The 26,711-nt window shown below is 68.9% G+C and carries 22 protein-coding genes; 16 read left to right on the top strand and 6 right to left on the bottom strand.

Annotation, left to right across the window (positions count from 1 at the left end):
- Positions 1-82: 82 nt before the first annotated feature.
- Both ABIC63_RS16285 and ABIC63_RS16280 read left to right on the top strand, forming a co-directional pair.
- Positions 83-2,614 carry a YgiQ family radical SAM protein gene (locus ABIC63_RS16285; RefSeq protein ID WP_354320508.1) on the top strand — a complete coding sequence of 844 codons (2,532 nt, stop codon included), beginning with the start codon at positions 83-85 and terminating at the stop codon, positions 2,612-2,614.
- Between the two features lie 241 nt (positions 2,615-2,855).
- Positions 2,856-3,746 (top strand): DMT family transporter, encoded by an 891-nt coding sequence (locus ABIC63_RS16280; protein ID WP_354320507.1) that lies wholly within the window; start codon positions 2,856-2,858, stop codon positions 3,744-3,746.
- A gap of 57 nt (positions 3,747-3,803) precedes the next feature.
- Here ABIC63_RS16280 and ABIC63_RS16275 read toward each other — a convergent pair whose 3' ends face one another.
- Complete coding sequence (locus ABIC63_RS16275) at positions 3,804-4,691, bottom strand: LysR family transcriptional regulator (RefSeq protein WP_354320506.1); 888 nt, start codon at positions 4,689-4,691, stop codon at positions 3,804-3,806.
- 70 nt (positions 4,692-4,761) lie between these two features.
- Between ABIC63_RS16275 and ABIC63_RS16270 the strand changes: the two genes are divergently transcribed.
- The 3 genes from ABIC63_RS16270 (at position 4,762) to ABIC63_RS16260 (ending at position 8,026) form a co-directional block, all read left to right on the top strand.
- Positions 4,762-5,016 (top strand): hypothetical protein, encoded by a 255-nt coding sequence (locus ABIC63_RS16270; protein WP_294365547.1) that lies wholly within the window; start codon positions 4,762-4,764, stop codon positions 5,014-5,016.
- Positions 5,017-5,096: 80 nt separating this feature from the next.
- Positions 5,097-6,209, top strand: a complete 1,113-nt coding sequence (locus ABIC63_RS16265) for a DNA glycosylase AlkZ-like family protein (RefSeq protein WP_354320505.1) — start codon at positions 5,097-5,099, stop codon at positions 6,207-6,209.
- Positions 6,210-6,502: 293 nt separating this feature from the next.
- A complete protein-coding gene (locus ABIC63_RS16260) occupies positions 6,503-8,026 on the top strand; it encodes an AAA family ATPase (protein ID WP_354320504.1) in 1,524 nt (507 codons plus the stop codon).
- 132 nt (positions 8,027-8,158) lie between these two features.
- On the opposite strand, the gene ABIC63_RS16255 is transcribed toward ABIC63_RS16260, so the two are convergent.
- Complete coding sequence (locus ABIC63_RS16255) at positions 8,159-9,133, bottom strand: LysR family transcriptional regulator (protein WP_354320503.1); 975 nt, start codon at positions 9,131-9,133, stop codon at positions 8,159-8,161.
- Between the two features lie 152 nt (positions 9,134-9,285).
- Here ABIC63_RS16255 and ABIC63_RS16250 point away from each other — a divergent pair, with 152 nt between their 5' ends.
- The 6 genes from ABIC63_RS16250 (at position 9,286) to ABIC63_RS16225 (ending at position 15,586) form a co-directional block, all read left to right on the top strand.
- Complete coding sequence (locus tag ABIC63_RS16250) at positions 9,286-10,293, top strand: Bug family tripartite tricarboxylate transporter substrate binding protein (protein WP_502935881.1); 1,008 nt, start codon at positions 9,286-9,288, stop codon at positions 10,291-10,293.
- Positions 10,294-10,356: 63 nt separating this feature from the next.
- Entirely contained in the window at positions 10,357-11,073 is a 717-nt protein-coding gene (locus tag ABIC63_RS16245; RefSeq protein ID WP_354320502.1) for an arylmalonate decarboxylase, read from the top strand.
- Entirely contained in the window at positions 11,066-11,977 is a 912-nt protein-coding gene (locus tag ABIC63_RS16240) for a LysR substrate-binding domain-containing protein (RefSeq protein ID WP_354320501.1), read from the top strand. The genes ABIC63_RS16245 and ABIC63_RS16240 overlap by 8 nt, the downstream gene beginning before the upstream one ends.
- 118 nt (positions 11,978-12,095) lie before the next feature.
- The gene (locus tag ABIC63_RS16235) at positions 12,096-13,250 is read left to right on the top strand and encodes a mandelate racemase/muconate lactonizing enzyme family protein (RefSeq protein ID WP_294365557.1); all 1,155 of its coding nucleotides are present in this window, start codon (positions 12,096-12,098) and stop codon (positions 13,248-13,250) included.
- Between the two features lie 124 nt (positions 13,251-13,374).
- Positions 13,375-14,358, top strand: coding sequence for a Bug family tripartite tricarboxylate transporter substrate binding protein (locus ABIC63_RS16230; RefSeq protein ID WP_294365558.1), 984 nt, complete (start codon positions 13,375-13,377; stop codon positions 14,356-14,358).
- A 46-nt stretch (positions 14,359-14,404) separates the two neighbouring features.
- On the top strand, positions 14,405-15,586 hold the full coding sequence (locus ABIC63_RS16225) for an alpha-hydroxy acid oxidase (protein WP_354320500.1): 1,182 nt from the start codon (positions 14,405-14,407) through the stop codon (positions 15,584-15,586).
- A gap of 30 nt (positions 15,587-15,616) precedes the next feature.
- Here the strand turns inward: ABIC63_RS16225 and ABIC63_RS16220 are convergent, their stop codons facing one another.
- On the bottom strand, positions 15,617-16,309 hold the full coding sequence (locus tag ABIC63_RS16220) for a P-loop NTPase family protein (RefSeq protein WP_294365562.1): 693 nt from the start codon (positions 16,307-16,309) through the stop codon (positions 15,617-15,619).
- A gap of 146 nt (positions 16,310-16,455) precedes the next feature.
- A complete protein-coding gene (locus ABIC63_RS16215; protein ID WP_294365564.1) occupies positions 16,456-17,220 on the bottom strand; it encodes a hypothetical protein in 765 nt (254 codons plus the stop codon).
- Between the two features lie 95 nt (positions 17,221-17,315).
- Here ABIC63_RS16215 and smc point away from each other — a divergent pair, with 95 nt between their 5' ends.
- The 5 genes from smc to def all read left to right on the top strand — a co-directional run bounded on the left by smc (position 17,316) and on the right by def (position 25,387).
- Positions 17,316-20,831, top strand: coding sequence for a chromosome segregation protein SMC (smc, locus tag ABIC63_RS16210; RefSeq protein ID WP_354320499.1), 3,516 nt, complete (start codon positions 17,316-17,318; stop codon positions 20,829-20,831).
- 52 nt (positions 20,832-20,883) lie between these two features.
- Entirely contained in the window at positions 20,884-21,993 is a 1,110-nt protein-coding gene (locus tag ABIC63_RS16205; protein WP_294365568.1) for a cell division protein ZipA C-terminal FtsZ-binding domain-containing protein, read from the top strand.
- Between the two features lie 28 nt (positions 21,994-22,021).
- Positions 22,022-24,181, top strand: a complete 2,160-nt coding sequence (gene ligA, locus ABIC63_RS16200; RefSeq protein WP_354320498.1) for an NAD-dependent DNA ligase LigA — start codon at positions 22,022-22,024, stop codon at positions 24,179-24,181.
- A 127-nt stretch (positions 24,182-24,308) separates the two neighbouring features.
- Positions 24,309-24,797 carry a hypothetical protein gene (locus tag ABIC63_RS16195; protein ID WP_354320497.1) on the top strand — a complete coding sequence of 163 codons (489 nt, stop codon included), beginning with the start codon at positions 24,309-24,311 and terminating at the stop codon, positions 24,795-24,797.
- A gap of 50 nt (positions 24,798-24,847) precedes the next feature.
- Positions 24,848-25,387: a peptide deformylase gene (def, locus tag ABIC63_RS16190; RefSeq protein WP_354320496.1), complete on the top strand. Its 540-nt coding sequence runs from the start codon at positions 24,848-24,850 to the stop codon at positions 25,385-25,387.
- An 18-nt stretch (positions 25,388-25,405) separates the two neighbouring features.
- Here def and ABIC63_RS16185 read toward each other — a convergent pair whose 3' ends face one another.
- The gene (locus ABIC63_RS16185; protein ID WP_294365577.1) at positions 25,406-25,801 is read right to left on the bottom strand and encodes a DoxX family protein; all 396 of its coding nucleotides are present in this window, start codon (positions 25,799-25,801) and stop codon (positions 25,406-25,408) included.
- A gap of 116 nt (positions 25,802-25,917) precedes the next feature.
- The gene (serB, locus tag ABIC63_RS16180) at positions 25,918-26,646 is read right to left on the bottom strand and encodes a phosphoserine phosphatase SerB (RefSeq protein ID WP_294365579.1); all 729 of its coding nucleotides are present in this window, start codon (positions 26,644-26,646) and stop codon (positions 25,918-25,920) included.
- Between the last annotated feature and the right edge of the window lie 65 nt (positions 26,647-26,711).

Below are 26,711 nucleotides of genomic sequence, written 5' to 3'. Positions count from 1 at the left end.
TCCGCCCGGGCGCCAGCGCGGTTCCCGAACGCAGCATCGCAGCGCAGCGCCGCCCTCCCGCGGCGCCCGACCCATCCCACGCATGAACGCACCCGTCGACGTCTCCTTCTTTGCGCGCGCCGCCAAGCCGATCACCAGCTACCGCAAGTACTGGGCGCAGCGCTTCGGCACGGCGAAGTTCCTGCCGACCTCGCGCGAGGAGATGGCCGCCCTGGGCTGGGACAGCTGCGACATCATCGTGGTGACGGGCGACGCGTACGTGGACCATCCGAGCTTCGGCATGTCCGTCATCGGCCGCACGCTGGAAGCGCAGGGCTTTCGCGTCGGCATCATCGCCCAGCCCGACTGGCAGAGCGCCGAGCCCTTCCGCGCGCTGGGCAAGCCCAACCTGTTCTGGGGCGTCACCAGCGGCAACATGGATTCGATGATCAACCGGTACACCGCCGACCGGAAGATCCGCAGCGACGATGCCTACACCCCCGGCGACGTCGGCGGCAAGCGCCCCGACCGCGCCGCCATCGTCTACAGCCAGCGCTGCCGCGAGGCCTTTCCGGACGTGCCCATCGTGCTCGGCGGCATCGAAGGCAGCCTGCGCCGCATCGCCCACTACGACTACTGGAGCGACAAGGTCCGCCGCTCGATCGTTGTGGACAGCAAGTGCGACCTGCTGCTGTACGGCAACGCCGAGCGCGCCATCGTCGAGGTGGCCCACCGACTGGCCGCGCGCGAGCCGGTGCAGCAGATCACCGACGTGCGCGGTACCGCCTTCGTACGCCGCGAGACGCCCGAGGGCTGGTTCGAGCTCGACTCCACCGAGGTCGACCAGCCCGGGCGCGTGGATGCGCACCTGAATCCCTACCTGATGGTGTCGGAGCAGGCCAAGGCCCAGGGGCAGACCTGTGCGCGCGAGGATGAGGCGAATGCGGTGGCCGACGCGGCGAACGCCTCACGCTCCCCGGCCACTGGCGACAGTGGGACTCCTCTCCCTCCCCCTCTGGGGGAGGGCAGGGGTGGGGGTGCGGCGAAGCCGCTGGTCTTCGTGCCCAACCCTGCGCTCGCCGCGAAGGTCGCGGGCCCCCGCCCCAACCCTCCCCCAGCGGGCGAGGGCGCGAAAGCCAAGGCCCCGCCGCGCGAGAAGACCGTGATCCGCCTGCCCAGCTACGAGCAGGTCAAGGCCGACCCCATCCTCTACGCCCACGCCAACCGCGTGCTGCACCTGGAGACCAACCCCGGCAACGCCCGCGCCCTGGTGCAGGCCCATGGCGAAGGCAACACCGCCCGCGACGTGTGGATCAACCCGCCGCCCATCCCGCTGACCACGGCCGAGATGGACTACGTGTTCGACCTGCCCTACGCCCGCAGCCCGCATCCGCGCTATGCCGACGAGCACGGTCGCCACGACGGCGCGACCAAGATCCCGGCCTGGGAGATGATCCGCTTCAGCGTGAACATCATGCGCGGCTGCTTCGGCGGCTGCACCTTCTGCTCCATCACCGAGCACGAGGGCCGCATCATCCAGAGCCGCAGCGAGGACTCGATCATTCGCGAGGTGGAGGACATCCGCGACAAGGTCGAGGGCTTCACCGGCGTCATCTCCGACCTGGGCGGGCCCACCGCCAACATGTACCGCCTCGGCTGCCGCAGCCCCGAGATCGAGGCCGCCTGCCGCAAGCCCAGCTGCGTGTACCCCGGCATCTGCCCGAACCTCACCACCGACCACGGCCCGCTGATCCAGATCTACCGCCGGGCGCGGGCGCTGCGCGGCATCAAGAAGATCCTGATCGGCTCGGGCCTGCGCTACGACCTGGCCGTGAAGTCGCCCGAGTACGTCAAGGAGCTGGTGCAGCACCACGTCGGCGGCTACCTCAAGATCGCGCCCGAGCACACCGAGGAGGGCCCGCTCTCCAAGATGATGAAACCGGGCATCGGCAGCTACGACCGCTTCAAGAGCATGTTCGAGAAGTACAGCGCCGAGGCGGGCAAGAAGCAATACCTCATCCCGTATTTCATCGCCGCGCACCCGGGCACGCGCGACGAGGACATGATGAACCTGGCACTGTGGCTGAAGAAGAACGGCTTTCGCGCCGACCAGGTGCAGACCTTCTACCCCAGCCCCATGGCCACCGCCACGGCCATGTACCACTCGGGCCGCAACACGCTCACCAAGGTGCGCCGCACCATGCGCGACGAGGCCGAGGAGTCGGTGGACATCGTGCGCGGCGAGAAGCGCCGCCGCCTGCACAAGGCCTTCCTGCGCTACCACGACCCGAACAACTGGCCGCTGCTGCGCGAGGCCCTCAAGGCCATGGGCCGCGCCGACCTGATCGGCAACGGCAAGCACCACCTGATCCCGACCTTCCAGCCGGCGACCGATGGTGGCTACCAGAGCGCGCGGCGCAAGAACTCGACGCCGGCGCCGTCGGCGTCCGTGCCCTCCAGCGCCCGCCGCGTCGGCGCAGCGCCGCGGCCGGGCACCGTGCTGACCCAGCACACCGGCCTGCCGCCGCGGGAAACGGGCAGTCGCGCCATGGCCGGCAAGGGCGCCGGCAAGCCGGGCGCACCGCGCAGCCCGGCTGCCGCGCCCGGACCGCGCGCAGCGCGCCGGCCGCGCTGAGCCTCGCAGCGCCTCGGCGCCGGCCTATGATCCGGGCCGCCATGATCCGCATCCACCGCTCGCCCCCTCCCGCCGTCCGCGCCTGAACGGGGGCCGTCCTTCCCGCACCGCAGCCGCTGCCTCGTCCTGAGACAGCGGCTTTCGCGTGCGCGGGCGGCCGGATCTTTCCTGCCGGCACGCACGCGGACGGACCCGAAGGCGGTCCCGCTCCGCCCGATGCCGGCGCATCGGATGCATCGTGATGAACAAGACGACGAGTTCTGCCGCCCTGGCGTGGGGCGGCGTGTGGGCGGCGGGCGCCCTGTGGGGCATAGGCGCATGGCTGGCGCAATGGTTGATCGAGGGCGGCGTGTCGCCCTGGACGCTGGCCCTGGCCCGCTTCGGCTTCGGGCTGCCGCTGCTGTGGTGGTGGCATTGGCGGCGATCGCCCGCAGGCCTGTGGCAACGGTTGCCGTGGGCGCAGCGGGGCGGCATCCTGGCCACCGGCGCGGCGATGGCGCTCAATGTCGGTTGCTGGTTTGCAGGCATCGCCCACCTGGGCGCGGCCGTGCCGACCGTGGTGTCGATTTGTTGCGCACCGGTGCTGGTCGCGGCGATGGCAGTGCTGCGCGGCCACGAGCGGCTGACGGTCGCCCTGACGGTCGGCCTGGCCCTGGCGCTCGTGGGCGTCGGCCTGCTGGTGATGCCGGCGCAGACGCAGATGCCGACTGGCTGGGCTGTGGGCCTGGCCTGGTCCTTCGCTTCGGCTTTCCTCTATGCGCTGGTGGTGATGGGCAACGCCCGTATGCCAGCCGAGGTGCCGGCTGTGGCGGCGTCGGCCTGGAGCATGACGATGGCGACGGCATGCGCCGCCGTGCTGGCCGTGGCGGCCGGACTGGCCTGGCCCGTCACGGCGGGCCGCTGGCTGGGGCTGGTCTACACCGGCGTGCTGGCCACCTCGGCCGGCTACCTGCTGTTCGCCTGGGCGGCACGGCGGCTGACGCCGACCGCCACCGTCGTCGGCACCCTGGTCGAGCCGCTGGTGGCTGCGCTGCTGGCCGCATGGCTTTCGGGCGAGGCCATGGCGCCGCGCCAGTGGCTGGGCAGTGCGTTGCTCGGCCTGGCGATGGTCTGGCTGGTCCGGCGTCGCTGAAGGTGGCGAGGACTGGAGCCGTGGGCACGCCCCGCCTCTTGGCGCGCGTGACGGCGGCTAGGACTTGAACCGGTCGATCACGTTCAGCACCGCCGTCACCGCCGGATCGGCCATGCCAGCATGCCGGCTGGCCACCGCCATCGGCCGCATCAGCGGCGGCGCCATCGGGCGGATGCACACCTCGGGCGCGTCCGCCAGGTCGGCCACTTCCTCGAAAGGGAGGATGGCCGCGGCCTGGGCGGCGGCGGCCAGGCTCTTGAGGGCACCGGGATAGCTCAGCGCAAGGTAGGGCCGTGGGCTCAGGCCCGCCTGCCCGAACCAGCCGGCGATCAGCCCGTGCATCTGCGTGGCCGGCGTGAAGCTGGCCCAGCGCCGGCCGGCCAGCCATTCGGGCGTGATGGCCTCCGGTGGTGCCCAGGCAGCGGGCAACAGCACCACCATCGCATCTTGCCGCCAGGGCTGCAGCCGCACCTCGGGCGCGGCCGGCTGGGGGCTGGCGACGATCGCGACGTCCAGCGTGCCGGCCTTCAGCCGCCGCATGGCTTCGGCGGAGCCGACGGCTTCCAGCCGCAGTTCGATATCCGGGCTCTGGGCATTGAGCTGCTGCAGCATCAGCGGCAGCAACTGGGTGCTCACGCCCGCCGAGACGGCCACCCGCACCATGCCTGCACGGCCGGCTGCGCGACGGCGCACCCGGTCGACCAGGTCGTCGCCCGCGGCCAGCAGCTTGCGGCCCTCCTGCACCAGCACGGCGCCGGCCGGCGTCAGCTCCGCCTGACGGCGGCCACGGACGACGAGCAGGGTGTCGAGCCAGCTTTCCAGCTCCTTCACATGCAGGCTGACCGTGGGCGGCGCCAGGTGCAGCGCCTGCGCGGCGGCGGCGAAGGTGCCCAGGTCGGCAATGGCGATCAGCGTCTGCAGCTGGTCGAGGTTGAGTTGACGCATCAGCAATGATGAAGTGAATGCTCAGTAAATTCAACTTTACGCAAGGTTGGCGGAGCGGGAGCATCCGGGCATGTCGATTCCTGATGCTGCCCACCCCGCTGAATACCCCACCGACGCACAGCCCAATTCCCCGACGAGGGCCACGGTCGGCACAGGCGCCGTGCACTCGCAGGTCGCCTGGAAGAGCGGGGCGGAAAAGGTTGGCGAGGAGATCGCTGACGCGCCGCGCACAGGGCGCCGCTTGCTCGACGCGCTGGTGGACCTGCTGGAGCGCGCCGAGGCCCGCATCAGCGCCAACTTCCGCGTGCCGCCGGGTGGCGGCTGATTCTCCCTCGGCGGCAGGCCCGCCCGGATGGCATGTCGCGCTCCAGCGCACACCCGAGGCGGTGTGCTGGAATCTGCCGGATGCCTGCCGCCGCCCTCAGTCTCGACCATCTTCGCCGCTATGCCGTCGCGCGCACGCTGTTCACGCCGACCACGCTGCCGGCGGCCATCCGGCGGCTGGGCTTCGTGCAGGCCGACCCGATCCGCGCGCCGGCCCGTGCGCAGGACCTGATCCTGCGCCACCGCGTCACCGACTACCGCGCCGGCGACCTGGAAGCGCGCTACCCGCGGCTGCAGATCGACGAGGACTGCCTGGTCAATTACGGCTTTCTGCCGCGCGAGCACCTGGCGCTGATGCACCCGCGCGAGCCCAGGCGCCCCTGGGATGCCGAGACGCAGCGCAAGGCCGACGATGTGCTGGCCTTCGTTCGTGAGCGCCGCATCGTGCATCCGCGGGAGGTCGAACTGCACTTCGCGCATGGCCGGAGGCAGAACCCCTGGGGCGGGGCCGGCAACCTGGCTACCCACCTGCTCGACGGCCTGCATTACCGCGGCCTGCTGCGCGTGAAACGCCGCGACAGCGGCACGCGCGTGTACGAAGTCGCTGCGCACCCGCCGGCCGACGAAACCCCGGCCGGCCGTGCCCGCCGCGCCGCCGCGCTGATCGATCTGGTGGTGCGGACCTATGCCCCCTTGCCGGCGGCCAGCCTGACCTACCTCGTGCGCCTGCTTGGCTACGGCGCGCCGCACCTGAGCGCCCAGACGCAGGCTGCGCTGCGCCTTGCGCGTCAACACCTCGCTGGCGCCACCCTCGACGGTACGACGTGGTACTGGCCGGCCGACGAGAACCCGCGCTCGCGCCGCTGGGTCGTCGATGACCAGCTGCGCCTGCTCGCCCCCTTCGACCCCATCGTCTGGGACCGCCGCCGCTTCACGCTGTTCTGGGGCTGGACGTACAAGTTCGAGGCGTACACGCCGCCGGCGCAGCGGCAATTCGGGTATTACGCGTTGCCGATGCTGTGGGGGGATCGGGTGATCGGGTGGGCGAATGCTGAGGCGGGCGGACGCGGAGGCGCCGTGAGGCTATGTCAGCTGGACTCTTCGGGGCCCCCTGATCAGTTTCTTCAACGCGCTTCGTGCGAGGAATTGATCCGTATCAGGCAATTTCTGATGGAGCGCATCCGTCAAGCTTGAATAGGGCCGCGATCTACGCCGATAAAAGAAAAGGGACCTGCGTCGCTGGAGTTGACCAAAGTCAATCTAAAGGATACGTTCGGCAATTGAAGGTTCCAGGTAACGAAAGGCCGAGCCTGTTCCTATTAAAGGTTGGCTAACCAGTCAATCATCCAATCGGATGGAAAATTTAGGGACATGGCACTTGCCAAGTAACGTGACGTGAGAGATATTAAAGCTCACTGCAATATCAACGCCTTTAAAGTTTTGAAAATTGGGGGTTTCTGATCAAATTAAACTAATTTGTAGAAATAATGAAAATTAAGGCAGTCACCGTCAATCGGTTTCGGGGTTATGAAACCGCAGTTAGGATCGAAATTAATAGTTTATGTGTTTTGGTTGGTCAGAATGATCGCGGCAAATCGACCTTACTCGAAGCGTTAGATATTTTTTTTAACGAGGGGAAGGGGTGTGTCAAACTTGACAAAGACGATATAAATAAAAGCTGCTTGAAAAATGGCGAGGACTGTATAGAGATTGAGGTCGAGTTCTCAGAACTGCCGGAAGAAATACTGCTAGACGTTTCGAACAAAACATCCCTCCAAGATGAGTTCCTGGTAACCCCAGAGGGTACATTGCATGTAATTAAGAGGTATCCGGCCGCAGGCAAAGAAAAGGTATTCATTAGAGCGCTCCATCCGACCGCCGTGAGCTGCAAAGATTTACTCCAAAAGAAAATTCAAGACCTTCGAGCGCTTCTTGAAGAACAAAAGCTGGAGTGTCCAGACAAAACAAAAAGTGCTTCACTCAGAAGATCAATTTGGGATGGGCAGGTCGATCTTCAGTTGAGAGAGTGTGAAATTGAAGTAGCTAAGATCGATGCAAAGAACGTGTGGGAACAGTTGAAACTCCACATGCCGTTCTATACGTTATTTCAGTCCGACAGAAAAAACACGGACACTGATGATGAGGTTCAAGATCCAATGAGGATCGCGGTTAGAGAGATATTAGGCGATCCTGAAATTCAGAAAACGCTCGCCTCCGTGGCGGACACCGTAAAGATGCGCCTTGATTTGGTGGCGGGGCGAACGCTCGAAAAGCTGAAAGAGCTAAATTCTTCTATCGCCGAATCGTTGTCGCCTAAGATTCCGGACACGAGCAGCCTCAAATGGATCGATGTCTTTAAAAACGTGTCGATATCGGGAGATAACGACATTCCGATCAATAAGCGAGGTAGCGGCGTGAAACGCCTTGTGCTGATCAGCTTCTTTCGCGAAGAGGCTGAGAGGCGCCAGTCGGAGGCAAGCTTGCCGAACATTGTGTATGCGATCGAAGAGCCAGAAACGTCGCAGCACCCAGATCATCAGCGCGCTCTAACAGACGCATTAATTTCGCTTTCGAAGGCGAAAAGTACCCAGGTACTGCTGACCACACATAGCCCAGAAATTGTTAAGAAACTTCGTTTTGAAGATATTATTCTGGTTTCCGACCGTACTCCTGAAAAGGTGTCGGCTATTCTCAAACACGAGTTACCCTATCCAAGCCTTAATGAAGTGAATTTTGCTGCTTTTGGCGAGGCGAGTTTTGAATACCACAACGAACTTTACGGCTACATCGAAGCAGAAGGAAAGCTAGCTCAATACAGGCACGGAAGGGAGTTGCTCCCTTATAAGAAAATTCGTAGAGACGGGAGTATTGAGACAAAAGAGATTGTTCTTACTGAGTATATTCGGAATCAAATACATCATCCTGAAAATATTAATAATCGTACTTTTAGCTTCCAAGAATTAAAAGAGTCAATAAATTCGATGAGAGAATTCATTAAAATTACAGGCTAGATGGCCTAGGCTCGGCAGATAATTGCGTTAAAAGGTTCGCTTGGGACTGTAAAAACTCCGGTTAATTTTTAAGAAAAATCGGGAGTAATATGATCAATGCCAGCTGGCTAACCGTATTTCCAGTTATTAGGTCTAAAACGGTTTTTGTTTAGATGAGTCCCCGCGCTCGCCGTCCAGTAAATACCTCGTCGCCCCCACCGTCCTTACCACCGCCGACAGCAGCGACCGAAACCACACATGCCCCGGCGCCAATTGCGTGCGCCCATGCCACAACTGATAGAAGCGCATCGGCGGAAAGTCCACCGGCGCGGGCACGATGGCGAGGGGCAGCAGGCCGGCGTAGTACTGCGCAAAGTGCCGGCTGGTGGTGAAGATCAGGTCGGTTCCGGGCAGCAGGTGCGGCGCCAGGCCGAAGTAGGGCACGGTGACCGTGCCGGTGCGGCTCATGCGCTGGGAGGCGAGGGCGGTCTCGACCACGCCGCGCTGGGTCACGCTGTACAGCAGCGGCACCACGTGCGAGCCCTGCAGGTAGTCGGCCAGCGTCATGCGGGCGGCGCAGGGGTGGCGTTCGTCGACCAGGCAGACGATCTCGTCCTCCAGCAGCAGCGTGGTGCGCAGGTGTTCCGGCGGCTGGGGCCAGTTGCCGATGACCACGTCCAGCTCGCCTTCGGCCAGCGCGGCCTCGAAGTCGTAGTCGGGGCCCAGCGGCTGCAGCACCAGCCGGGCCGCGGGCGCGGTCTCGCGCATGTACTGCGCCACGGCGGCCATCAGGGGCGGGGCCAGATAGTCCGGCGTGCCGATGCGGAAGACCTGCCGCGTGGTGGCGGGGTCGAAGCCGGCCTCGGGCGCCAGCAGCGCGTCGAGCTCGCCCAGCACCAGCCGCACCGAGGCATGCAGCTGCATCGCCCGCTCGGTGGGCACCATGCGCTGCTTGTCCTTGATGAGCAGCGGGTCGCCGAAGATCTCGCGCAGGCGCTTGAGGGCGCTGCTGATGGCGGGCTGCGACTGGTTCATGCGCGCGGCGGTGCGCGAGACGCTGCATTCCGCCATCAAGGTGTGGAAGACGCGCAGCAGGTAGGTGTCGAAAGGGTCGTCGGGTCGGGACATGCGGTGGTTGGCTGCACCGCCTTGGTGCCTCGCCGTCGGAATGGCGGGCCGCCAGCGCCTTGCGGCTGATACGGTGCATTCGGTCTTGGCAATTGGCGTGCCGGAGGGTGCTTCGAACAATGCGGGCATTCCCATTGCTTGCGGCGCCCACCATGTCCGAATCCTTTCTGCCTACCTCGTCCTCGTCCCTGCCGCGCCTTCACCGCCGAGGCGTCCTGCGCCTGATGGCGGTCGGGGCAGCGGCGGGCGCCCTGCCGGCCTTCGCCCAGTGGCCCGAGCGGCCGATCAAGATCGTTGTCACCTTCGCGCCCGGCGGCGCCAGCGACATCCTGGCGCGCGTGGTGGCCGAGCAGCTGGGGCGCAAACTGGGCCAGCCGGTGGTGGTGGACAACCGCCCCGGCGCGGGCGGCACCATCGGTGGCCAAGTGGTGGCCACGGCGGCGCCGGACGGCTACACGCTGATGCTCTCCAACACCACGCCCATCGCCCTGGGCCCCTTCACGCTGGACAAGCAGCCCTACGACCCGGTGGCGGCCTTCAGCCATGTGGCCTATCTGGGCTCGGCGCCGCTGGTGGTCATGGCCAGCAAGGAGTCCGGCATCAAGAGCTGGGCCGATCTGGAGGCGCGCGCCAGGAAGGAAGGCCGGCTGGACTTCGGCTCCGGCGGCCCGGGCTCGGTCGGCCACATCCATGGCGAGCTGATCAAGCGCGTGACGGGCGCCAACATGGTGCACGTGCCCTACCGCGGTGGCGCGCCCATGACCACCGATCTGCTGGCCAACATCGTGCCCGTGGGCATCGACGTGATCACGGCCTACGTGCAGTACTTCAAGACCGGCCAGCTGGTGCCGCTGGCCGTCACCGGCACCACGCGCTCGCCGCTGATGCCCGAGGTGCCGACCATGGTCGAGCTGGGCCAGCCCAAGCTGGTGCTGGAGAACTTTTTCGGCATCTCCGGCCCGGCCAAGCTGCCGACCGACACGGTCGCCCGCCTGCACGACGCCGCCAACGAGGTGCTGGCCATGCCCGAGGTGCAGAAGAAGATGGTCGACCTGGGCATCGTGGCCCAGCCCGAGAGCACGGCGCGCTTCGAGGGCTTCGTGCGTGAGCAGGTGGCCGTGCTGGGGCCGACGGTGAAGGGCGCGGGCATCAGGCTCTGAGCGCCGGCCCGTGGCGCCCACGGCGGGCGCCGCACAATTCGCAGCTTTGCCCCAGGAGCTGCGATGACCGATTCCGCCTTGCCCGTGCTCGGGCTGATCGTGCCGCCGGCCGATGGCCAGGTGCCTCCCGAAGGGCCTGCGCTCTACGACGGCCGGGTGCGCTTCATCGCCCGGGGCCTCGCACTGGCGGCCATCCATCCCGAGGGCTTCGACGCGGTGGAAGGGCGCATCGTCGACCTGGCCCGCGCGCTGAAGGCGGCCGGCGCCCAGGCACTCTCGCTGATGGGCACCTCGCTCAGCTTCTACCGCGGCGCAACCTTCACCGAGGACCTGCGCGCCCGCATGGCGGCAGCGACCGACCTGCCGTGCACGACCATGAGCCACGCCATCGTGCGCAGCCTGCGCCAGATGGGCGTGCGCCGCGTGGCGGTGGCCACCGCCTACATCGACACGCTCAACGAGCGCCTGGCCCGCTACCTGGAGGGCGAGGGCTTCGAGGTCACGGCCGTCCGCGGCCTGGCCATGACCGGCGTGGAGGCCGTCGGCCAGGTCGAGGCCGGGACGCTGGTCGAGCTGGCCCGCAGGGTCTGCGCCGATGGCCGGCCCGACGGCCTGCTCATCTCCTGCGGCGGCCTGCGCACCCTGGACCTGCATCCGCGCCTGGAGCGCGAACTGGGCCTGCCCGTCACGTCCAGTTCGCCGGCCGGCTTCTGGGACCTGATGCGCACCGCCGGCCTGGATGCTGCCTCGCCCGGCCACGGCCGCCTCTTCGATGCCTGAGGGCCTTCAACTGGACCTGGCCACGCTGCGAGTCGTGGTCACGGCAGCCGAACTGGGCTCGATCAGCGCCGCGAGCGACCGTCTGAACCTGGCCATCGCCGCCGCCAGCGCCCGCATCAGCGCGCTGGAGGAATCGCTGGGCCTGCGCATCTTCGAGCGCTCGTCGCGGGGCGTGCGGCTCACGCCGGCGGGTCAGATGCTGGTGCGCCGCGGGCGCGAGCTGCTGGCCGATGCCGACCGCCTGTCGCTCGACCTGCACGACCATGCCCGCGGCCTGCAGGGCCATGTGCGCCTGGCGGCCAACACCTCGGCGCTGGTGGAGGTGATGCCCGCCCACCTGCAGCACATGGCCCGCGCCCATCCGCTGATCCGCATCGACGTGGAAGAGCACGGCAGCCTCGACATTCCGCTGCTGCTGCTGGAAGGGCGCGCCGACCTGGGCATCGTGCACATGGCGCATCCGCCGCACGGCATCGCGCTGACCGATTGCTTCGTCGACACGCTGGTGCTGGTGGTGCCGCAGGGGCACGCACTGGCCATGCGCGAGGCCGCGGCGCTGGCGGAGGCGCTGGATGAGGACTTCATCTCCCTGGGCGACGGCACCGCGCTCTCCAGCCGGCTGGCCGCCGCCGCGTCGGTGGCGGGCCGCCTGCTCAAGATCCGCATGCAGATGCGCAGCTTCGACGTGGTCTGCCGCATGGTGGCCGGCGGCCTGGGCGTGGCGGTGCTGCCGCGCGAGGCCGTGGCGCCGCAACTGGCCAGCCTGCCCATCCGCGCCGTGCCGTTGACGGACGCCTGGGCCGTGCGCACGCACCGCATCGCCGTGCGCGAGGGCGTGGAGCTGGCGCCGCCCGCGCGCACGCTGTTCGACGTGCTGGCCGGCCGCGCGCCGCGCCCCGCGTAAACCCTCGTCTTCGCGGATCGCGAAAGCGGCCTTCGCGCCGCGGCGTTGTGGCGGGCGGGGGCGGCTTCCTAGACTGGCCGCGTTCCCCCGAAGACCCGAAGCCAGGAGACACCGCCCCATGAAGATTGCCCGCGTCCACGCCACGCCGCTGAACCTGCCGGTCAGCGTCGGCCATGGCGGCCGCACCAAGACCACTTCGCTCTCGCTGTGCCTGGTCGACATCGAGACCGACGACGGCCGCATCGGCACCGGCATGACCGCCATCACCGAGGAGGAGGCCATCGCCGCCATCGTCAACGAGGTGGCCGCCCATCACCTGGAGGGGCTGGACCCGCTGAACCACGAGCAGGTGTGGGACCGGCTGTACTGGCTGCTCACGCCGCGCGGCCAGTCGGGCTATGCCAGCCACGCCATCGCCGCCATCGACCTCGCGCTGTGGGACCTCAAGGGCCAGGCCCTGGGCCAGCCCTGCTGGAAGCTGCTGGGCGGCGCGCGTGCCCAGGTGCCGGTGTATGCCACCTTCGGCTTCGCCTTCTACGACCGCGACGAGCTGGCCCAGGCTGCGCGCGACTGGGTGGGTCGCGGCTTCACCCGCCTGAAGATGACGGTGGGTCACCACGGCCTGGCCCGTCGCGACGAGCCGCGCCCGCTCGACACGCTGATCGCCGAGGACGTGCAGCGCATCCGCGCCGTGCGCGAGGCGGTAGGGCCCGACGTGCAGATCTACATCGACGCCAACTGCAGCCTGGACTACTTCCACGCGCTGTCGCTGGCGCGCCGGGTGGAGGCCTACGACATCGCCTTCTTCGAGGAGCCGGTGACACAGAACGACATTCCCAACCTGGCCAAGCTGCGGGCCAAGACGGCGATCCCGCTGGCGGCCGGCCAGAACGAGGGCCATGCCAGCCGCTTCCGCGACATGCTGGTGGCGCAGGCGGTGGACGTGGTGCAGCCCAATGCCTGCATCACGGGTGGCTTCACGCAGTGCGCGCGCATCGCGGGCATGGCCGCGGCCTTCAACACGCGCTTTGCCAACGGCGGCGCCTGGCCGCACCACAACATGCACCTGCATGCGGGCCTGGCCAACGGCTCGCTGGTCGAGTACCACTCGGTGGCGGTCGAATGCTGCAAGCAGGTGTTCGACGGCCTGCCCGAGCCGCAGGCCGGCGTGCTCGACCTGCCGCAGGCGCCGGGCCTGGGATTCGCGCCCAACCGCGAGCGGCTGCGCGAGCTGGCCAAGCGCCCGGGTTCGCGCGGCGCCGGCAAGGCATGACGGGCTTCACTCCCTCTCCCGCGAGGGGAGAGGGAGTAATCCCCCGAGGCGGGCGGCCCCTGGCGCCCATCGACACAACGGCGCGCAGCGCCAGTCCGCGCCCCCACAAGAAAAGGAGACAACGATGACGCCCCCTCACTTCACCCGCCGCCACGCGCTCGCCCTGGCCGCCGCGATGCTGGCCGCCGCGCCGGCCGTGCAGGCGCAGTCCGGCACGTATCCCGAGCGCCCGATCCGCCTGCTGGTCGGCTATTCGGCCGGCGGCGGCGTGGACGCCATGGCCCGCCTGCTCACGCCGCGCCTGTCCACGTTGCTGGGCCAGCAGGTCGTGGTCGAGAACCGCGCGGGCGCCGCCGGCCTGATCGCCGGCGACCTGGCGGCCAAGGCGCCCGCCGACGGCTACACACTGCTGATGGGCGACAGTTCCACGCTGATCGCGCAGTACATGCAGCCGAAGATGTCCTTCGACCCGATCAAGAGCTTCGTGCCGGTCGCCGGTCTGTTCACGCTGCCGCTGATCGTCGTGGCGGGCAACGACTTCCCGGCGAAGACGCCGCAGGAGCTGGTGGCCGCCCTCAAGGCCAGGCCCGGCCACTATTCCTTCGCCACCTCGGGCGTGGGCACGGTGCAGCACCTGGGCTTCGAGCTGTTCAAGGGCAAGACCGGCACCTTCGTCACGCACATCCCCTACCGCGGCGCGGCGCAGATCGTGCCGGACGTGATCAGCGGTCAGGTGCCGCTGGGCGTCGTCAGCGCCACCTCGGCCCTGGCGCAGGCCAAGGGCGGACGGCTCAAGGCGCTGGCGGTGATGAGCCCGGTCAAGCTGGCGGGCGCCGAGGACGTGGCGCCGCTGGCTGCCGCCGTGCCGGGCTTCGATGCCGCGCCGCGCGTGTTCCTGCTGGCACCGGCGGGTACGCCCGATGCGGTGGTCGAGCGGCTGGGCAGCGCCGTGCGCACGGTGATGGCTGCGCCCGACCTGGCCCAGGTCGCCGCGCAGCAGGGCGCCGTGCCGGCCTTCGAGCCGCCGGCCGAACTGGGCCGCAGCCTCGTGCAGGAGTCGCAGCGCTGGGGCCAGCTGATCCGCGAGCAGAACATCGTCGCCCAATGAGCCCCCTTGCACCGTCGCCGAGCGGGTTGGCGCGCAGGGCGTGCGCATGAGTGCGCCGGCCGCACTGGCGCGCATGACCTGCGTGGAAGATCTGCGCCAGGTGGCCCGCGCGCGGGTGCCGCGCATGTTCTACGAGTACGTCGATTCGGGCTCCTGGCGCGAATCGACCTACCGCGCCAATGAGCGCGACTTCCAGCAATTGCTGCTGCGCCAGCGCGTGGCGCGGGACATCTCGCAGCGCACCGTTGCCACCACGATGCTCGGCCATCACGTGGCCATGCCGGTGGCGCTGGCGCCGACGGGCCTCACGGGCATGCAGCATGCCGATGGCGAGATCCTGGCTGCGCGGGCGGCACGCGACTTCGGCGTGCCCTTCACGCTCTCGACCATGAGCATCTGCTCGCTGGAGGACGTGGCCGCGCACACGGGGCGGCATCCCTTCTGGTTCCAGCTCTACGTGATGCGCGACCGTACGTTCATCGAGTCGCTGATCGAGCGCGCGAGGGCGGCCAACTGCAGCGCGCTCCAGCTCACGCTCGACCTGCCGGTGATGGGTCAGCGCCATGCCGACATCCGCAACGGCCTGTCGGTGCCGCCGCGGCCCACGCTGCGCAACCTGCTGGACCTGGCGCTGCGCACGCGCTGGTGCCTAGGCATGCTGGGCACGCGGCGGCGCAGCTTCGGCAACATCGTGGGCCATGTGAAGGGCGTGGACGACATGGCCTCGCTGGCCGCCTGGACCAATGCCCAGTTCGATCCCACGCTGTCGTGGGCGGACGTGGAATGGATCAAGCGCCGCTGGGGTGGGCCGCTGGTGCTCAAGGGCATCCTCGATGCGCAGGACGCGCGCCGGGCCGTGGATTGCGGCGCGGATGCGATCGTGGTCTCCAACCATGGCGGCCGGCAGCTGGACGGCGCGCCCTCCGCCATCCGCGCGCTGCCGGCCATTGCCGATGCCGTGGGGCGGGAGACCGAGGTCTGGCTCGACAGCGGCGTGCGCAGCGGCCAGGACGTGCTCAAGGCCCGGGCCCTGGGGGCGCGCGGCACCATGATCGGCCGCGCCTTCCTCTACGGGCTGGGTGCCTTCGGCGAGGCGGGCGTCACGCGGGTGCTGCAGATCATCCGGCGCGAACTGGACCTGACCATGGCCTTCTGCGGCCGCACGCACATCGATGACGTGGATGCGTCGATCCTGCTCGCACCGCAGCGTGCCGGCCCTTGGGACTGAGGGCGGGCACGCCGGCGAGCAGGGGCCGGGTCAGAGCCCCAGCGTGTCGAACTGCGTGTAGACCTGCACCAGCCAGCCCTTGACGCGCTGACGCTCCAGCAGGCCCAGGGCCTCGGGGCCGGTCTTGTCGTTGACGGCCTTCCAGAAGCTCGTGTTGTTGGCGTCGATCTTGCGCATCGTCGCTTCCTGCAGGCGGGGCAGGGTGATGAACTGGGCGCCGTGCTCGCGGGCCTTGATCTGGGCGGGGGAGCCGTCCAGCGTCGAGAAGTCGCTGCCGCGGCCCTGGTTCTGCACCACCACATAGCGGGCGCGGGTGCCGTAGGTGTCGACCAGGCGGCCCAGCATGTCGGTGGAGTCCCGGCCGTCGTCCATCACGTGCCAGAACACGACCGGGATCTCCAGTTCGTCGAACACGTCGAAGAGCTGCGATTCGTCGATCCAGCGCGCCAGCGGCGCCTGGGTCTGCGCGGCCAGGTCGACGATCACGCTGCGCTCGGGGTGCTCCTCGAAGCCGTTGACCACCGTGTCCAGGCCTTCGAAGCTGTCCACCGCCACCGGCGAGGCGAAGCCTTCGTAGAAGCGGGTGAAGGAGTTGTGCGAACGGTCGGTGTCGAAGCCGATGAAGGGGCGGCTGCGGTCGATGAAGTACTGGGCCAGCAGGCGCGAGGTGACGGACTTGCCGACGCCGCCTTTTTCGCCACCGATGAAGTTCAGGGTGCTCATGTGCAGGAGGGGAGGTGGTGGAGAAGATGCGCGCCGCGCGGCGCGGAGGCCGGGTTTGCACGGGTTGCGCGGCGCATTCTAGAAAGCGGTCTGTGTCGATGGTGTGCAAAGACGGCCGGCGCGAAGGGTCGGCACCGCACCCGCGCTCAGCGCGGCACCATCGCCAGCAGCGGCCCCAGGTTGCCCATCAGCCAGTTCTGGCTGAAGTCCAGTGCGGCGCGGCGGTACTTCTCGTCGGCCTGGGCGGCCAGCAGATCGAGCCGCGCCACCACCTTCGACAGTTCCCGGTCCACCACCAGATTGCGGCCCCGCTCGCTGATCTCGGTGGACAGCAGCAGCGGCTGGCCGTCGGCGCCGGTGCGCGAACTCAGCAGCCACAGCGAGATCTCGAAGTTGCGTGCGGCGCGGAAGGCGTTCTCGGCGCTGACGCCGTCGATCATGGTCTGCCGCCAGGTGTCGCCGTTGGCCTGCTTGAGCATGGCGGCCCAGCCGGTGACCAGCGCCGCCACACGGTCGCCGGCGTAGGTCTCGGGCGGCGCGAAGGCCAGGCGCACGGCCTCGATGCCGGTGGCGCCGCGGAGCCAGGGCAGCGGCGGGCCCTGCTCGATGGCCTGCCAGGTGCGGGCCACGGCGTCGTCGGCGCTGGCGGCCCATTTGTGCCATTCGCGCGGATTACGGCGGTACAGCGACAGTTGCACGCGGCGCACCGATTCCAGGTTGTCGCGCAGTGCCAGGTTGGCCACGCGATTGGCGCCGGACTCCATCCATTCGCCCTGGGTGTAGGGCTCGGCCCGCTTGGTGTCATGGAACATGCCGCAGCCGGCGAGCAGGGCACAGGCGCCGATCAGGGCGGGCAGCAGCAGGTGCTGCACGCGCACGGGCGCGAGGGAAGCGAGCAGGGGAAGGCGCATTGGGCGCACGTTATCATCCTGCCCTTGCGCGGCAAGGCACGGCCTGCGCACTTTCTCCTTGAATATCAACATCTTGGCCTTGCTGCCCGTCTGCGGTGCGTCTCAACTCCATCAAGCTTTCCGGGTTCAAGTCCTTCGCTGAGCCGACCAACTTCATGCTCCCGGGCCAGCTGGTGGGTGTGGTGGGGCCCAACGGCTGTGGCAAGTCCAACATCATGGACGCGGTGCGCTGGGTGCTGGGCGAGTCGCGCGCCTCCGAGCTGCGCGGCGAGTCCATGCAGGACGTGATCTTCAACGGCACCACCAGCCGCAAGCAGGCCAGCCGTGCGAGCGTCGAGCTGGTGTTCGACAACGCCGACCACCGCGCGGGCGGCCAGTGGAGCCAGTTCACCGAGATTGCGGTCAAGCGCGTGCTCACGCGCGACGGCAACAGCAGCTACTTCATCAACAACCAGCCGGTGCGCCGCCGCGACGTGCAGGACGTGTTCCTGGGTACCGGCCTGGGCCCGCGGGCCTACGCCATCATCGGCCAGGGGACGATCAGCCGGATCATCGAGTCCAAGCCCGAGGAACTGCGGCTGTTCCTCGAAGAGGCCGCCGGCGTCTCCAAGTACAAGGAGCGCCGCCGCGAGACCGAGAACCGCCTGTCGGACACGCGCGAGAACCTGACCCGGGTCGAGGACATCCTGCGCGAGCTCAACGCCAACCTCGAGAAGCTGGAGAAGCAGGCCGAGGTGGCCGCGCGCTACAACCAGTTGCAGGCCGAGGCCACGCGCAAGCAGCACCAGCTATGGTTCCTCAAGCGCGCCGATGCCGAGGCCGACCAGGTCCGCGTGCAGGCCGAGGGCCGCCAGGCCATCAACGACCTCGAATCGCGCATGGCCGACCTGCGCCACATCGAGGCCGAGCTCGAGACCATCCGCCAGGCCCACTACGGTGCCGGCGACCAGGTCAACCAGGCCCAGGGCAAGCTCTACGAGGCCAGCGCCGAGGTGGGCCGGCTGGAGGGCGAGATCCGCTACGTGGTCGAAGGCCGCCAGCGCGTGCAGCAGCGCCTGGCGCAACTGGCCGAGCAGATCCAGCAATGGGACACTCGCCGCGGCGACGCCGAGGTCGAGCTGGAGAACCTGGCCGGTGCGGGGATCGACGCCGAGGAGCAGGCCGCCATACTCGCCGCCCAGCTCGAAGAGCAGGAGGCCCGCCTGCCCGAGCTGGAGGACGCCCGCCAGCGCGCGCAGGAGACGGCCAACGGCCAGCGCGGCGCCGTGGTGCAGGTGCAGCAGCAGATCCAGGTGCTGGCCGCCGATCAGCGCAACATCGACGACCAGGTGCGCCAGCTCAGCCAGCGCAGCGACCGGCTGCGCGCCGACCGCCAGGCGCTGAATGCACCCGACGAGGCCAAGCTGGAAGCGCTGCGCGAGGAATTCGCCATGGCCGAAGAGGCGGCCAGCGAATCCGAGGCGCGCCTGATGGACCTGCAGGAGCGCGTGCCGCAACTCGACGACGACCGCCGCGCCCGCCAGCAGGCCGTCAACACCGAGGGCGCCCGCCAGGCCGAACTGTCGGCACGGCTGGAGGCGCTGCGTGCGCTGCAGGAGAAGGTCAAGACGGACGGCAAGCTGCGCCCCTGGCTCGCCAAGCACGGGCTGGACGGCCTGCAGGGCCTCTGGAGCCGTCTGCATGTGGAGCCCGGCTGGGAGGCCGCGCTCGAAGCCGCGTTGCGCGATCGCATGGGCGCGCTGGAGATCTCCCGCCTCGAAATGGCCCGCGCCTTCGCCAATGACGCGCCGCCGGCCAAGCTCAGCTTCTATACGCCGCCCGCCGCGCCGGTTGCGGCCGGTGCGGGCGCCATGCCCCGTCTGGCCGACCTGCTGCGCCTGCACGACGCCGGCCTGCAGTCGCTGATGGCCGACTGGCTGCACGGCTGCTTCACCGCCGCCAGCCTGGACGAAGCGCTGGCCGCCCGCGAGCGCCTGCAGCCCGGCGAGGCCATCTACGTGGCCGCCGGCCATGTCGTCACGCGCCACAGCGTCGGCCTCTATGCGCAGGACTCCGAGCAGTCCGGGCTGCTGGCCCGCCAGCAGGAAATGGAAAACCTGGAGCGCGAGCTGCGCGCCCAGGCCCTGATCGCCGAAGAGGCCCGCACGGCCCTTGTGCGCGCCGAGTCGGCCTATGCCGAAGCCGCTGGCCGACTGGTCGGCGCCCGGCGCGAGGCCGACCAGACCCGCGCCCGTGCCCACGAACTGCAGGTCGAGACGCTGCGCCTGTCGCAGCAGGCCGAGCAGGCCCGCGCCCGCAGCGAGCAACTCAATGCCGACCTGGGCGAGGTCGAGGCCCAGCTCGAAGAACTGCAGGAGCGCCGCGTCGCCGCCGAGGCCCGCTTCGAAGAACTGGACCTGCAACTGGCCGACAGCCAGGAGCGCCATGCAGAGCTGGAAGAGCGCGTCATCGCGGCCAGCCGCAAGCTGGACGCCGCCCGCGAGCAGCACCGCAGCCTGGAACGGCAGGTGCAGGAATCGACCTTCTCGCAACGCACGCTGGAGGCCCGCCGCGCCGAACTCGGCCGCGCCATCGACACCGCCCGCCAGCAGACCGTGGCCCTGGCCGACGAGCGCGAGCGGGCCGAGGGCGAATTGGCCCGCCTGTCCGACGCCGCCGCGCAGGCCGGCCTGCAGGACGCGCTCAACCTCAAGGCCGAGCGCGAGGCTGCGCTGGGCGCCATGCGCAGCCAGTACGACGACCTGACGCAGAAGCTGCGCGCCAGCGACGAGCGGCGGCTGCAGATCGAGCGTGCGCTCGACCCGCTGCGCCAGCGCATCACCGAGATGCAGCTCAAGGAGCAGGCCGCCCGCCTGGGCCTGGAGCAGTACGAACAGCTGCTGACCGACGCCCAGGCGGACCGCGAGGCCATCGCCGCCTCCATCGAGGCCGACAAGGTGCGCCTGACCGGCCTGCAGGGCGAGATCGATCGCCTGCACCGCGAGGTGGCGGGCCTGGGCGCCGTCAACCTGGCGGCGCTCGATGAACTCACCAGCGCCCGCGAGCGCAAGACCTTCCTCGACGCCCAGTCGGCCGACCTGAACGAGGCCATCACCACGCTGGAGGACGCCATCCGCAAGATCGACGGCGAGACGCGCGAACTGCTGGGCGGCACCTTCAACACCGTCAACGAGCACTTCAGCCGCATGTTCCCGGAGCTCTTCGGCGGCGGCAATGCGCGGCTGATCATGACCGGCGACGAGATCCTGGACGCCGGCGTGCAGGTCATGGCCCAGCCGCCCGGCAAGAAGAACCAGACCATCCACCTGCTCTCGGGCGGCGAGAAGGCGCTGACGGCCATCGCGCTGGTGTTCGCCATCTTCCAGCTCAACCCCGCGCCCTTCTGCCTGCTGGACGAGGTGGATGCGCCGCTGGACGACGCCAACACCGAGCGCTATGCGCGGCTGGTGTCGGCCATGAGCCGCGGGACGCAGTTCCTTTTCATCAGCCACAACAAGATCGCCATGGAGATGGCCCAGCAGCTGATCGGCGTGACCATGCAGGAGCAGGGCGTCTCGCGCATCGTGGCGGTGGACATGGAATCCGCCGCCGGCATGGCCGAAGTCGGCTGACGCGCGGCCACGCCCGCGCGCATTACAACAAGAACACGGAAGAGCAATCCCAATGAGCAATCTCACGATCGCCGTGGCCATCGCCGGCGGCCTGGTGCTGGCGGCCCTGATCGCCTACAACACCTGGACGCTGCGCCGCAACGCCCCGCGCCAGCCCGAAGGCGACGGCCTGCACTCCGGCCTGGCGCCGCTCGATGGCGCGCAGGGCGGGCCGGACGATCCGGTGCTGCATGCGGACCCAAACGACGTGCATTCGGCCGATCGGCACGAGCCGCTGTTCGACCCCGACCTGCCGCCGCCCACTGGCCAGCCCGGTGCCGCCGCGCTGCTGGGCAGCCGCCGTGGCGGGCTCGATCCGCTGATCGACGTGATCGCCCCCGTGGCGCTGGAAGGCCTGGTCTCGGGCGCTGCCGTGCTGGCGGCCACGCCGGCGACGCGCCGCGCGGGCAGCAAGCCCATTGCCGTCGAGGGCCTGCGCGACGGTGCCGCCGAATGGGAGCCGCCCGTCGCCAGCGCCCGGTACCGCGCGCTTCAGATCGGCGTGCAGCTGGCCAACCGCACCGGCGCCCTCAATGAGATCGAGTATTCGGAATTCGTGGTCAAGGCCCAGGCCTTCGCCGACGCGCTCAATGGCGCGCCCGAGTTCCCCGAGATGCTGGACGAGGTCGCCCGTGCCCGCGAGCTGGACCAGTTCGCCAGCGCGCACGACGCGCAGCTGGCCTTCGTGCTGCGCGCCCGTCACGCCGCCTGGAGCCCCGGCTACGTGCAACAGAACGCCGCGCGCCTGGGCTTCGTGCCCGGCATGCTGCCCGGGCGCATGGTGCTGCCCAACACCGACGCCGGTGCGCCGCCGGTGCTGGGCCTGGTGTTCGACACCCAGGCCGCGCTGGCCGACGACCCGGCCCAGTCCGCCATCCGCGAGCTGATGCTGAGCCTGGACGTGCCGCAGGTCGACCGCGCGCTGGAGCCCTTCGCCCGCATGCGTGAGATCGCCGAGGCCCTGGCCCGCGAAATGGACGGCGTGGTCACCGACAGCGACGGCCAGCCCCTGCGCACCGAGACGCTGGACGCCATCGGCCAGGATCTGGAGCAGCTCTACGACACGCTGGACGGCCGCGAGCTGTCCGCCGGCTCGGCGCTGGCGCGCCGGCTGTTCTCCTGATCCGCGCTGCTACCGCACACCGACCGCGATGACCGACACCGTTCCCGCAGCGGTGGCCCAGGAGGCCGCCGAGCTGCGCATTGCCCTCAACCATCACGCGCACCAGTACTACGTGCTGGACGCGCCGCAGATCCCGGACGCCGAATACGACCGGCTGTTCCGCCGCCTGTCCGAGCTCGAAGAGGCGCATCCCGCGCTGCGCACGCCCGATTCGCCGACGCAGCGCGTGGGCGGGGCGGTGCTCCCTTTCTTCGCCAAGGTGCGGCATCAGGTGCCGATGTTGTCCATCCGCACCGAGACCGACATCGAGGCCACCGGCGCCGAAGCCTTCGACGCCCGCGTGCGCCGCGAACTGGGCCTGGCCGCCGATGCGCCGGCCATCGAATACGTGGCCGAACTCAAGTTCGACGGCCTGGCCATCAACCTGCGCTACGAGAACGGCACGCTGGTGCAGGCCGCCACCCGCGGCGACGGCGAGGTGGGCGAGGACGTGACGCAGAACATCCGCACCATCGGCCAGATTCCTTTGAAGCTGCCGAAGGACGCGCCGCCCGTGCTGGAAGTGCGCGGCGAGGTCTACATGAAGCGGGCCGACTTCGACCGCCTGAACGAGCGGCAGCGCCAAAAGATCGAGGCCGGCCAGAAGAACGAGAAGACCTACGTCAATCCGCGCAATGCGGCGGCCGGCGCGGTGCGCCAGCTCGATCCGGCCATCGCGCGGCAGCGCCCGCTGTCCTTCTTCGCCTACGGCTGGGGCGAGGTGACGCCGGAGGAGCAGGGCGGCCCGGACTTCGGCACGCAGTACCAGGCGCTGCTGACGCTGCGTTCCTGGGGCTTTCCGGTGTCGGACCGCACACAGGTCTGCAACGGTCCGCAGGAGCTGGCCGAGTTCCACCGTCAGGTCGGTGCGCTGCGCGATCAGTTGCCCTTCGACATCGACGGCGTGGTCTACAAGGTCAACAGCCTGGCGCTGCAGCGGCAACTGGGCTTCGTCTCGCGCGAGCCGCGCTGGGCCGTGGCCCACAAGTATCCGGCGCAGGAACAGATGACCCGCATGCTGGACATCGACGTGCAGGTCGGCCGCACCGGCAAGCTGACGCCGGTGGCGCGGCTGGACCCGGTGTTCGTGGGCGGCACCACGGTGTCCAACGCCACGCTGCACAACCTGTTCGAGCTGCGGCGCAAGGAACTGCGCGTGGGGGACATGGTCGTCATCCGCCGCGCGGGCGACGTGATCCCTGAAGTGGTGGGGCGCGTGCCGCCTGCCGGTGTTGCGGTGGCGCGCGCCGAAGGCACGGCCAGCGAGGCCGCCATCGACCAGGCAGTGGGCGAGGGCGAAAGCCACCGCCTGCCGCCGCGCGACCCTTACGTGCCCAACTTCCGCATGCCGCGGGCGTGCCCCATCTGCGGCAGCGCGGTGGTGCGGGAGAAGGGCGAGGTCAACCACCGCTGCTCAGGCGGCCTCTTCTGCGGTGCGCAGCGCAAGCAGGCCATCCTGCACTACGCGCAGCGCCGCGCCGTGGACATCGAGGGCCTGGGCGAGAAGCTGGTCGACCAGCTGGTGGATGCCGGCATCGTCAAGACGCTGCCCGACCTCTACCGCATCGGGCTGACAGCGCTGGCGGCGCTGGACCGCATGGCCGAGAAGTCCGCCCAGAACGTGCTGGAAGGGCTGGAGGCGTCCAAGACGACGACGCTGCCGCGCTTTTTGTACGGGCTGGGCATCCGGCATGTGGGCGAGACCACGGCGAAGGACCTGGCCCGCCACTTTGGCCGGCTGGACGGCATCATGGACGCGAGCGTGGAGCAGCTGCTGGAGGTCAATGACGTCGGCCCCATCGTGGCCGAGGCCATCCACACCTTCTTCGCCCAGCCCCACAACCGCGAGGTGATCGAGCAGCTGCGGGCCTGTGGCGTGCAGTGGCCGGAGGGCGATCCCGCCCCGCGCGCGGCGCTGCCGCTGGCGGGCAAGACCTTCGTCATCACAGGCACGCTGCCTACGCTCTCCCGCGAGGACGCGAAGGAAAAACTGGAGGCGGCTGGCGCCAAGGTGGCCGGCTCGGTCAGCAAGAAGACGCACTATGTGGTGGCCGGCGAGGCGGCCGGCAGCAAGCTCGACAAGGCGCGTGAGCTGGGCGTCGAGGTGCTGGACGAGGCGGGCATGCTGGCGCTGCTGGCGGCTGGCTGAGGGCTTGGGGTGGCACTGACGACGCGCTGACTCTTACGGCGTGTTACGCCCGGGCGGGGACCCTGGCGTCGGCACCCGCGCTCCAACCGCGTTGTGTACCCATGGCTTCGGCCAGGAGGAAAACTCGATGACGACGACATTCAGACGTGGAGGGGCGGCCCTGCTGGTGGCGGGCGCGGCCCTGGTGCTGGGCGGCTGTGCCGCCTACGAAGAGCCGGGCTATGCCACCTACCCGACCTACCCCGGCTACTCCACCTACCCGGCACAGCCCTACTACGGCCCACCCGCGGTGGTTCCCGGGGGTTACGTGGGTGTGGACGTCTACCGCGACCCCGGTCCCCGCTACTGGGATCGTCGGCCGGTGGCCCCTTATCCCTACCCACCAGCCTACGGGCGCCCGGGGTGGAACGACCGGGACAGGGACCATGACCGAGGACGCGGTTGGCGGGGTGCACCGCCGCAGGCGCAGCTGCCCGGCGTCGTCCCGGTGGTGCCGCCACGCGGTCCCGGTGCCGGTCGGCCCGGCGGACCCCAGGCCGTCCCCTTCGGCGACCCGCGTGTCGGCACCGGCACGATCATCCCCCCGCCGAAGCAGGATTCGGGCAACACGCCCTGAGCGTCGCGCGCCGCGGGCTTTGGGCCGCGGGGCGCGTCCACAATGGGCGGATGACGATCCGCGAAATCCTGAAGATGGGCGATCCCCGGCTGTTGCGCGTCGCGCAACCCGTTGGCGCCTTCGACACCGACGAACTGCACCTGCTGGTGCGCGACATGTTCGAGACCATGCATGCCGTCAACGGCGCCGGCCTGGCGGCCCCGCAGATCGGGGTGGACCTGCAACTGGTGATCTTCGGCACCGACCGCCCCAATCCCCGTTATCCCGAGGCGCCAGTCGTCCCCCGTACCGTGCTGCTCAATCCCGTGATCGAGCCACTCGGCGACGAAGAGGAAGAGGGCTGGGAGGGCTGCCTGTCCGTGCCGGGCCTGCGCGGCGTGGTACCGCGCTGGCAGCGCATCCGCTACAGCGGCTTCGATCCCTACGGCGATCCCATCGACCGCGTGGCCGAGGGCTTCCATGCCCGGGTGGTCCAGCATGAATGCGACCACCTGATCGGCAAGCTCTACCCGATGCGCGTACGGGACTTCACCCGCTTCGGCTTCACCGAGGTGCTGTTCCGCGGACTTGACGCGGCCGACGACGATTGAGTCGTGCGGTCCGGCCGCTCAGTTGAAGCGGCCTCCGGCGCCGATGCGGCCGCCGCCGATCATGGCGATGGCCAACGCCGCCACCAGGAACATGCCCTGCAGTTCCAGCGCCCAGCCCCCGGTGCCGTTGAACTTGCCCAGGTCGCCCATGTGCACCAGCCAGATCGCCACCACCATGTTGATGGCCACCACGAGTGCCGCGGGCCGGGTGAAGAAGCCGACGATCAGCAGCACCGGCGCGACGATCTCGCCCACGAAGACCAGGTAGGCCAGCACCGAGGGCACGCCGTGCGAGGCCAGCATGTGGCCGATGCCGTCCACCCCCTTGGGCAGCTTGGCGATGCCGTGCAGCAGGATCAGCACGCCGAGCGTGGCGCGCAGGAGGAACTTGCCGATGTCGTCTGTACGGTTCATGGAGGGTGGGGTGAAAAGGGCTTGTGCCCAGGCTTCGACAAGCTCGGCCCGAACGGTCTTCGTTCAACTGACAAGCATTGGCGCGCAGGCCGCGGGCCGGCGGCCGCTGCGGCATGTTAGCCGGGCCGAACGACGTCCAGCAGCCGATCCAGCCCGCCTTCATCGATGGCCACCATCGCCTGCTCGCGCACCTTGGGCTTGGCGTGGAAGGCCACTGACAGGCCGGCCTCGCCCATCATCGGCAGGTCGTTGGCGCCATCGCCCACGGCAATGGTCTGGGCGGGTGACAGGCGAAGCAGCGAGGCGACTTCCAGCAGCGTCCGCCGCTTCTCGGCGCCGTCGCAGATGTCGCCCCAGTCCTGCGCGCGCACGCGGCCCGTGAGCCGGCCGCCGTCTTCCTCCAGCAGGTTCGAGCGCGCAAAGTCGATGCCCAGCCGCGCCTTCACGCGGTCGGCAAAGAAGGTGAAGCCGCCGGACACCAGCAGCACCTTCAGTCCTGCCTCACGGCAGGCGCCCACCAACTCGGGCGCACCGGGCGACAGGTGCAGCCGTTGGTCGTAGACCTCCTGCAGCGCACCCACCGGCACGCCTTCGAGCAGGGCGACGCGGCGGCGCAGGCTTTCCTTGAAATCCTTGATCTCGCCGCGCATGGTGGCCTCGGTGATGGCCGCGACCTCCGCCTTCTTGCCCACCGCATCCGCGATCTCGTCGATGCATTCGATGGTGATCAGCGTCGAGTCCATGTCGAAGGCGATCAGGCCGAAGTCGGCCAGCTTCAGCGGGCCGGGGATGTGCCGGACGACAAGGCCTGGCGAGATGGATGGCGTGGAAACGGCGACAGTCATGGCGCCGATTTTCTCATCGCGATCCGTGGGCGCCGGGCCGGCGTCACAACGGGCTGCGACGGGCC

It is taken from the genome of Pseudacidovorax sp. 1753 (assembly GCF_040544975.1).
Classification (GTDB): domain Bacteria; phylum Pseudomonadota; class Gammaproteobacteria; order Burkholderiales; family Burkholderiaceae_C; genus Xenophilus.
This window is presented reverse-complemented; position numbering and strand designations above follow the sequence as displayed.

What these genes read in the sequence shown, in the direction of transcription:
- ABIC63_RS16285 (WP_354320508.1), top strand. Translation starts at nt 83, where the DNA reads ATGAACGCACCCGTCGACGTCTCCTTCTTTGCGCGCGCCGCCAAGCCG.
- ABIC63_RS16245 (WP_354320502.1), top strand. Translation starts at nt 10,357, where the DNA reads ATGACCGATTCCGCCTTGCCCGTGCTCGGGCTGATCGTGCCGCCGGCC.
- ABIC63_RS16250 (WP_502935881.1), top strand. Translation starts at nt 9,286, where the DNA reads ATGTCCGAATCCTTTCTGCCTACCTCGTCCTCGTCCCTGCCGCGCCTT.
- ABIC63_RS16280 (WP_354320507.1), top strand. Translation starts at nt 2,856, where the DNA reads ATGAACAAGACGACGAGTTCTGCCGCCCTGGCGTGGGGCGGCGTGTGG.
- ABIC63_RS16230 (WP_294365558.1), top strand. Translation starts at nt 13,375, where the DNA reads ATGACGCCCCCTCACTTCACCCGCCGCCACGCGCTCGCCCTGGCCGCC.
- ligA (WP_354320498.1), top strand. Translation starts at nt 22,022, where the DNA reads ATGACCGACACCGTTCCCGCAGCGGTGGCCCAGGAGGCCGCCGAGCTG.
- ABIC63_RS16220 (WP_294365562.1), bottom strand. Translation starts at nt 16,309, where the DNA reads ATGAGCACCCTGAACTTCATCGGTGGCGAAAAAGGCGGCGTCGGCAAG.
- ABIC63_RS16235 (WP_294365557.1), top strand. Translation starts at nt 12,096, where the DNA reads ATGAAGATTGCCCGCGTCCACGCCACGCCGCTGAACCTGCCGGTCAGC.
- ABIC63_RS16240 (WP_354320501.1), top strand. Translation starts at nt 11,066, where the DNA reads ATGCCTGAGGGCCTTCAACTGGACCTGGCCACGCTGCGAGTCGTGGTC.
- ABIC63_RS16195 (WP_354320497.1), top strand. Translation starts at nt 24,309, where the DNA reads ATGACGACGACATTCAGACGTGGAGGGGCGGCCCTGCTGGTGGCGGGC.
- ABIC63_RS16185 (WP_294365577.1), bottom strand. Translation starts at nt 25,801, where the DNA reads ATGAACCGTACAGACGACATCGGCAAGTTCCTCCTGCGCGCCACGCTC.
- ABIC63_RS16255 (WP_354320503.1), bottom strand. Translation starts at nt 9,133, where the DNA reads ATGTCCCGACCCGACGACCCTTTCGACACCTACCTGCTGCGCGTCTTC.
- def (WP_354320496.1), top strand. Translation starts at nt 24,848, where the DNA reads ATGACGATCCGCGAAATCCTGAAGATGGGCGATCCCCGGCTGTTGCGC.
- serB (WP_294365579.1), bottom strand. Translation starts at nt 26,646, where the DNA reads ATGACTGTCGCCGTTTCCACGCCATCCATCTCGCCAGGCCTTGTCGTC.
- ABIC63_RS16215 (WP_294365564.1), bottom strand. Translation starts at nt 17,220, where the DNA reads ATGCGCCTTCCCCTGCTCGCTTCCCTCGCGCCCGTGCGCGTGCAGCAC.
- ABIC63_RS16275 (WP_354320506.1), bottom strand. Translation starts at nt 4,691, where the DNA reads ATGCGTCAACTCAACCTCGACCAGCTGCAGACGCTGATCGCCATTGCC.
- ABIC63_RS16260 (WP_354320504.1), top strand. Translation starts at nt 6,503, where the DNA reads ATGAAAATTAAGGCAGTCACCGTCAATCGGTTTCGGGGTTATGAAACC.
- ABIC63_RS16265 (WP_354320505.1), top strand. Translation starts at nt 5,097, where the DNA reads ATGCCTGCCGCCGCCCTCAGTCTCGACCATCTTCGCCGCTATGCCGTC.
- ABIC63_RS16225 (WP_354320500.1), top strand. Translation starts at nt 14,405, where the DNA reads ATGAGTGCGCCGGCCGCACTGGCGCGCATGACCTGCGTGGAAGATCTG.
- ABIC63_RS16205 (WP_294365568.1), top strand. Translation starts at nt 20,884, where the DNA reads ATGAGCAATCTCACGATCGCCGTGGCCATCGCCGGCGGCCTGGTGCTG.
- ABIC63_RS16270 (WP_294365547.1), top strand. Translation starts at nt 4,762, where the DNA reads ATGTCGATTCCTGATGCTGCCCACCCCGCTGAATACCCCACCGACGCA.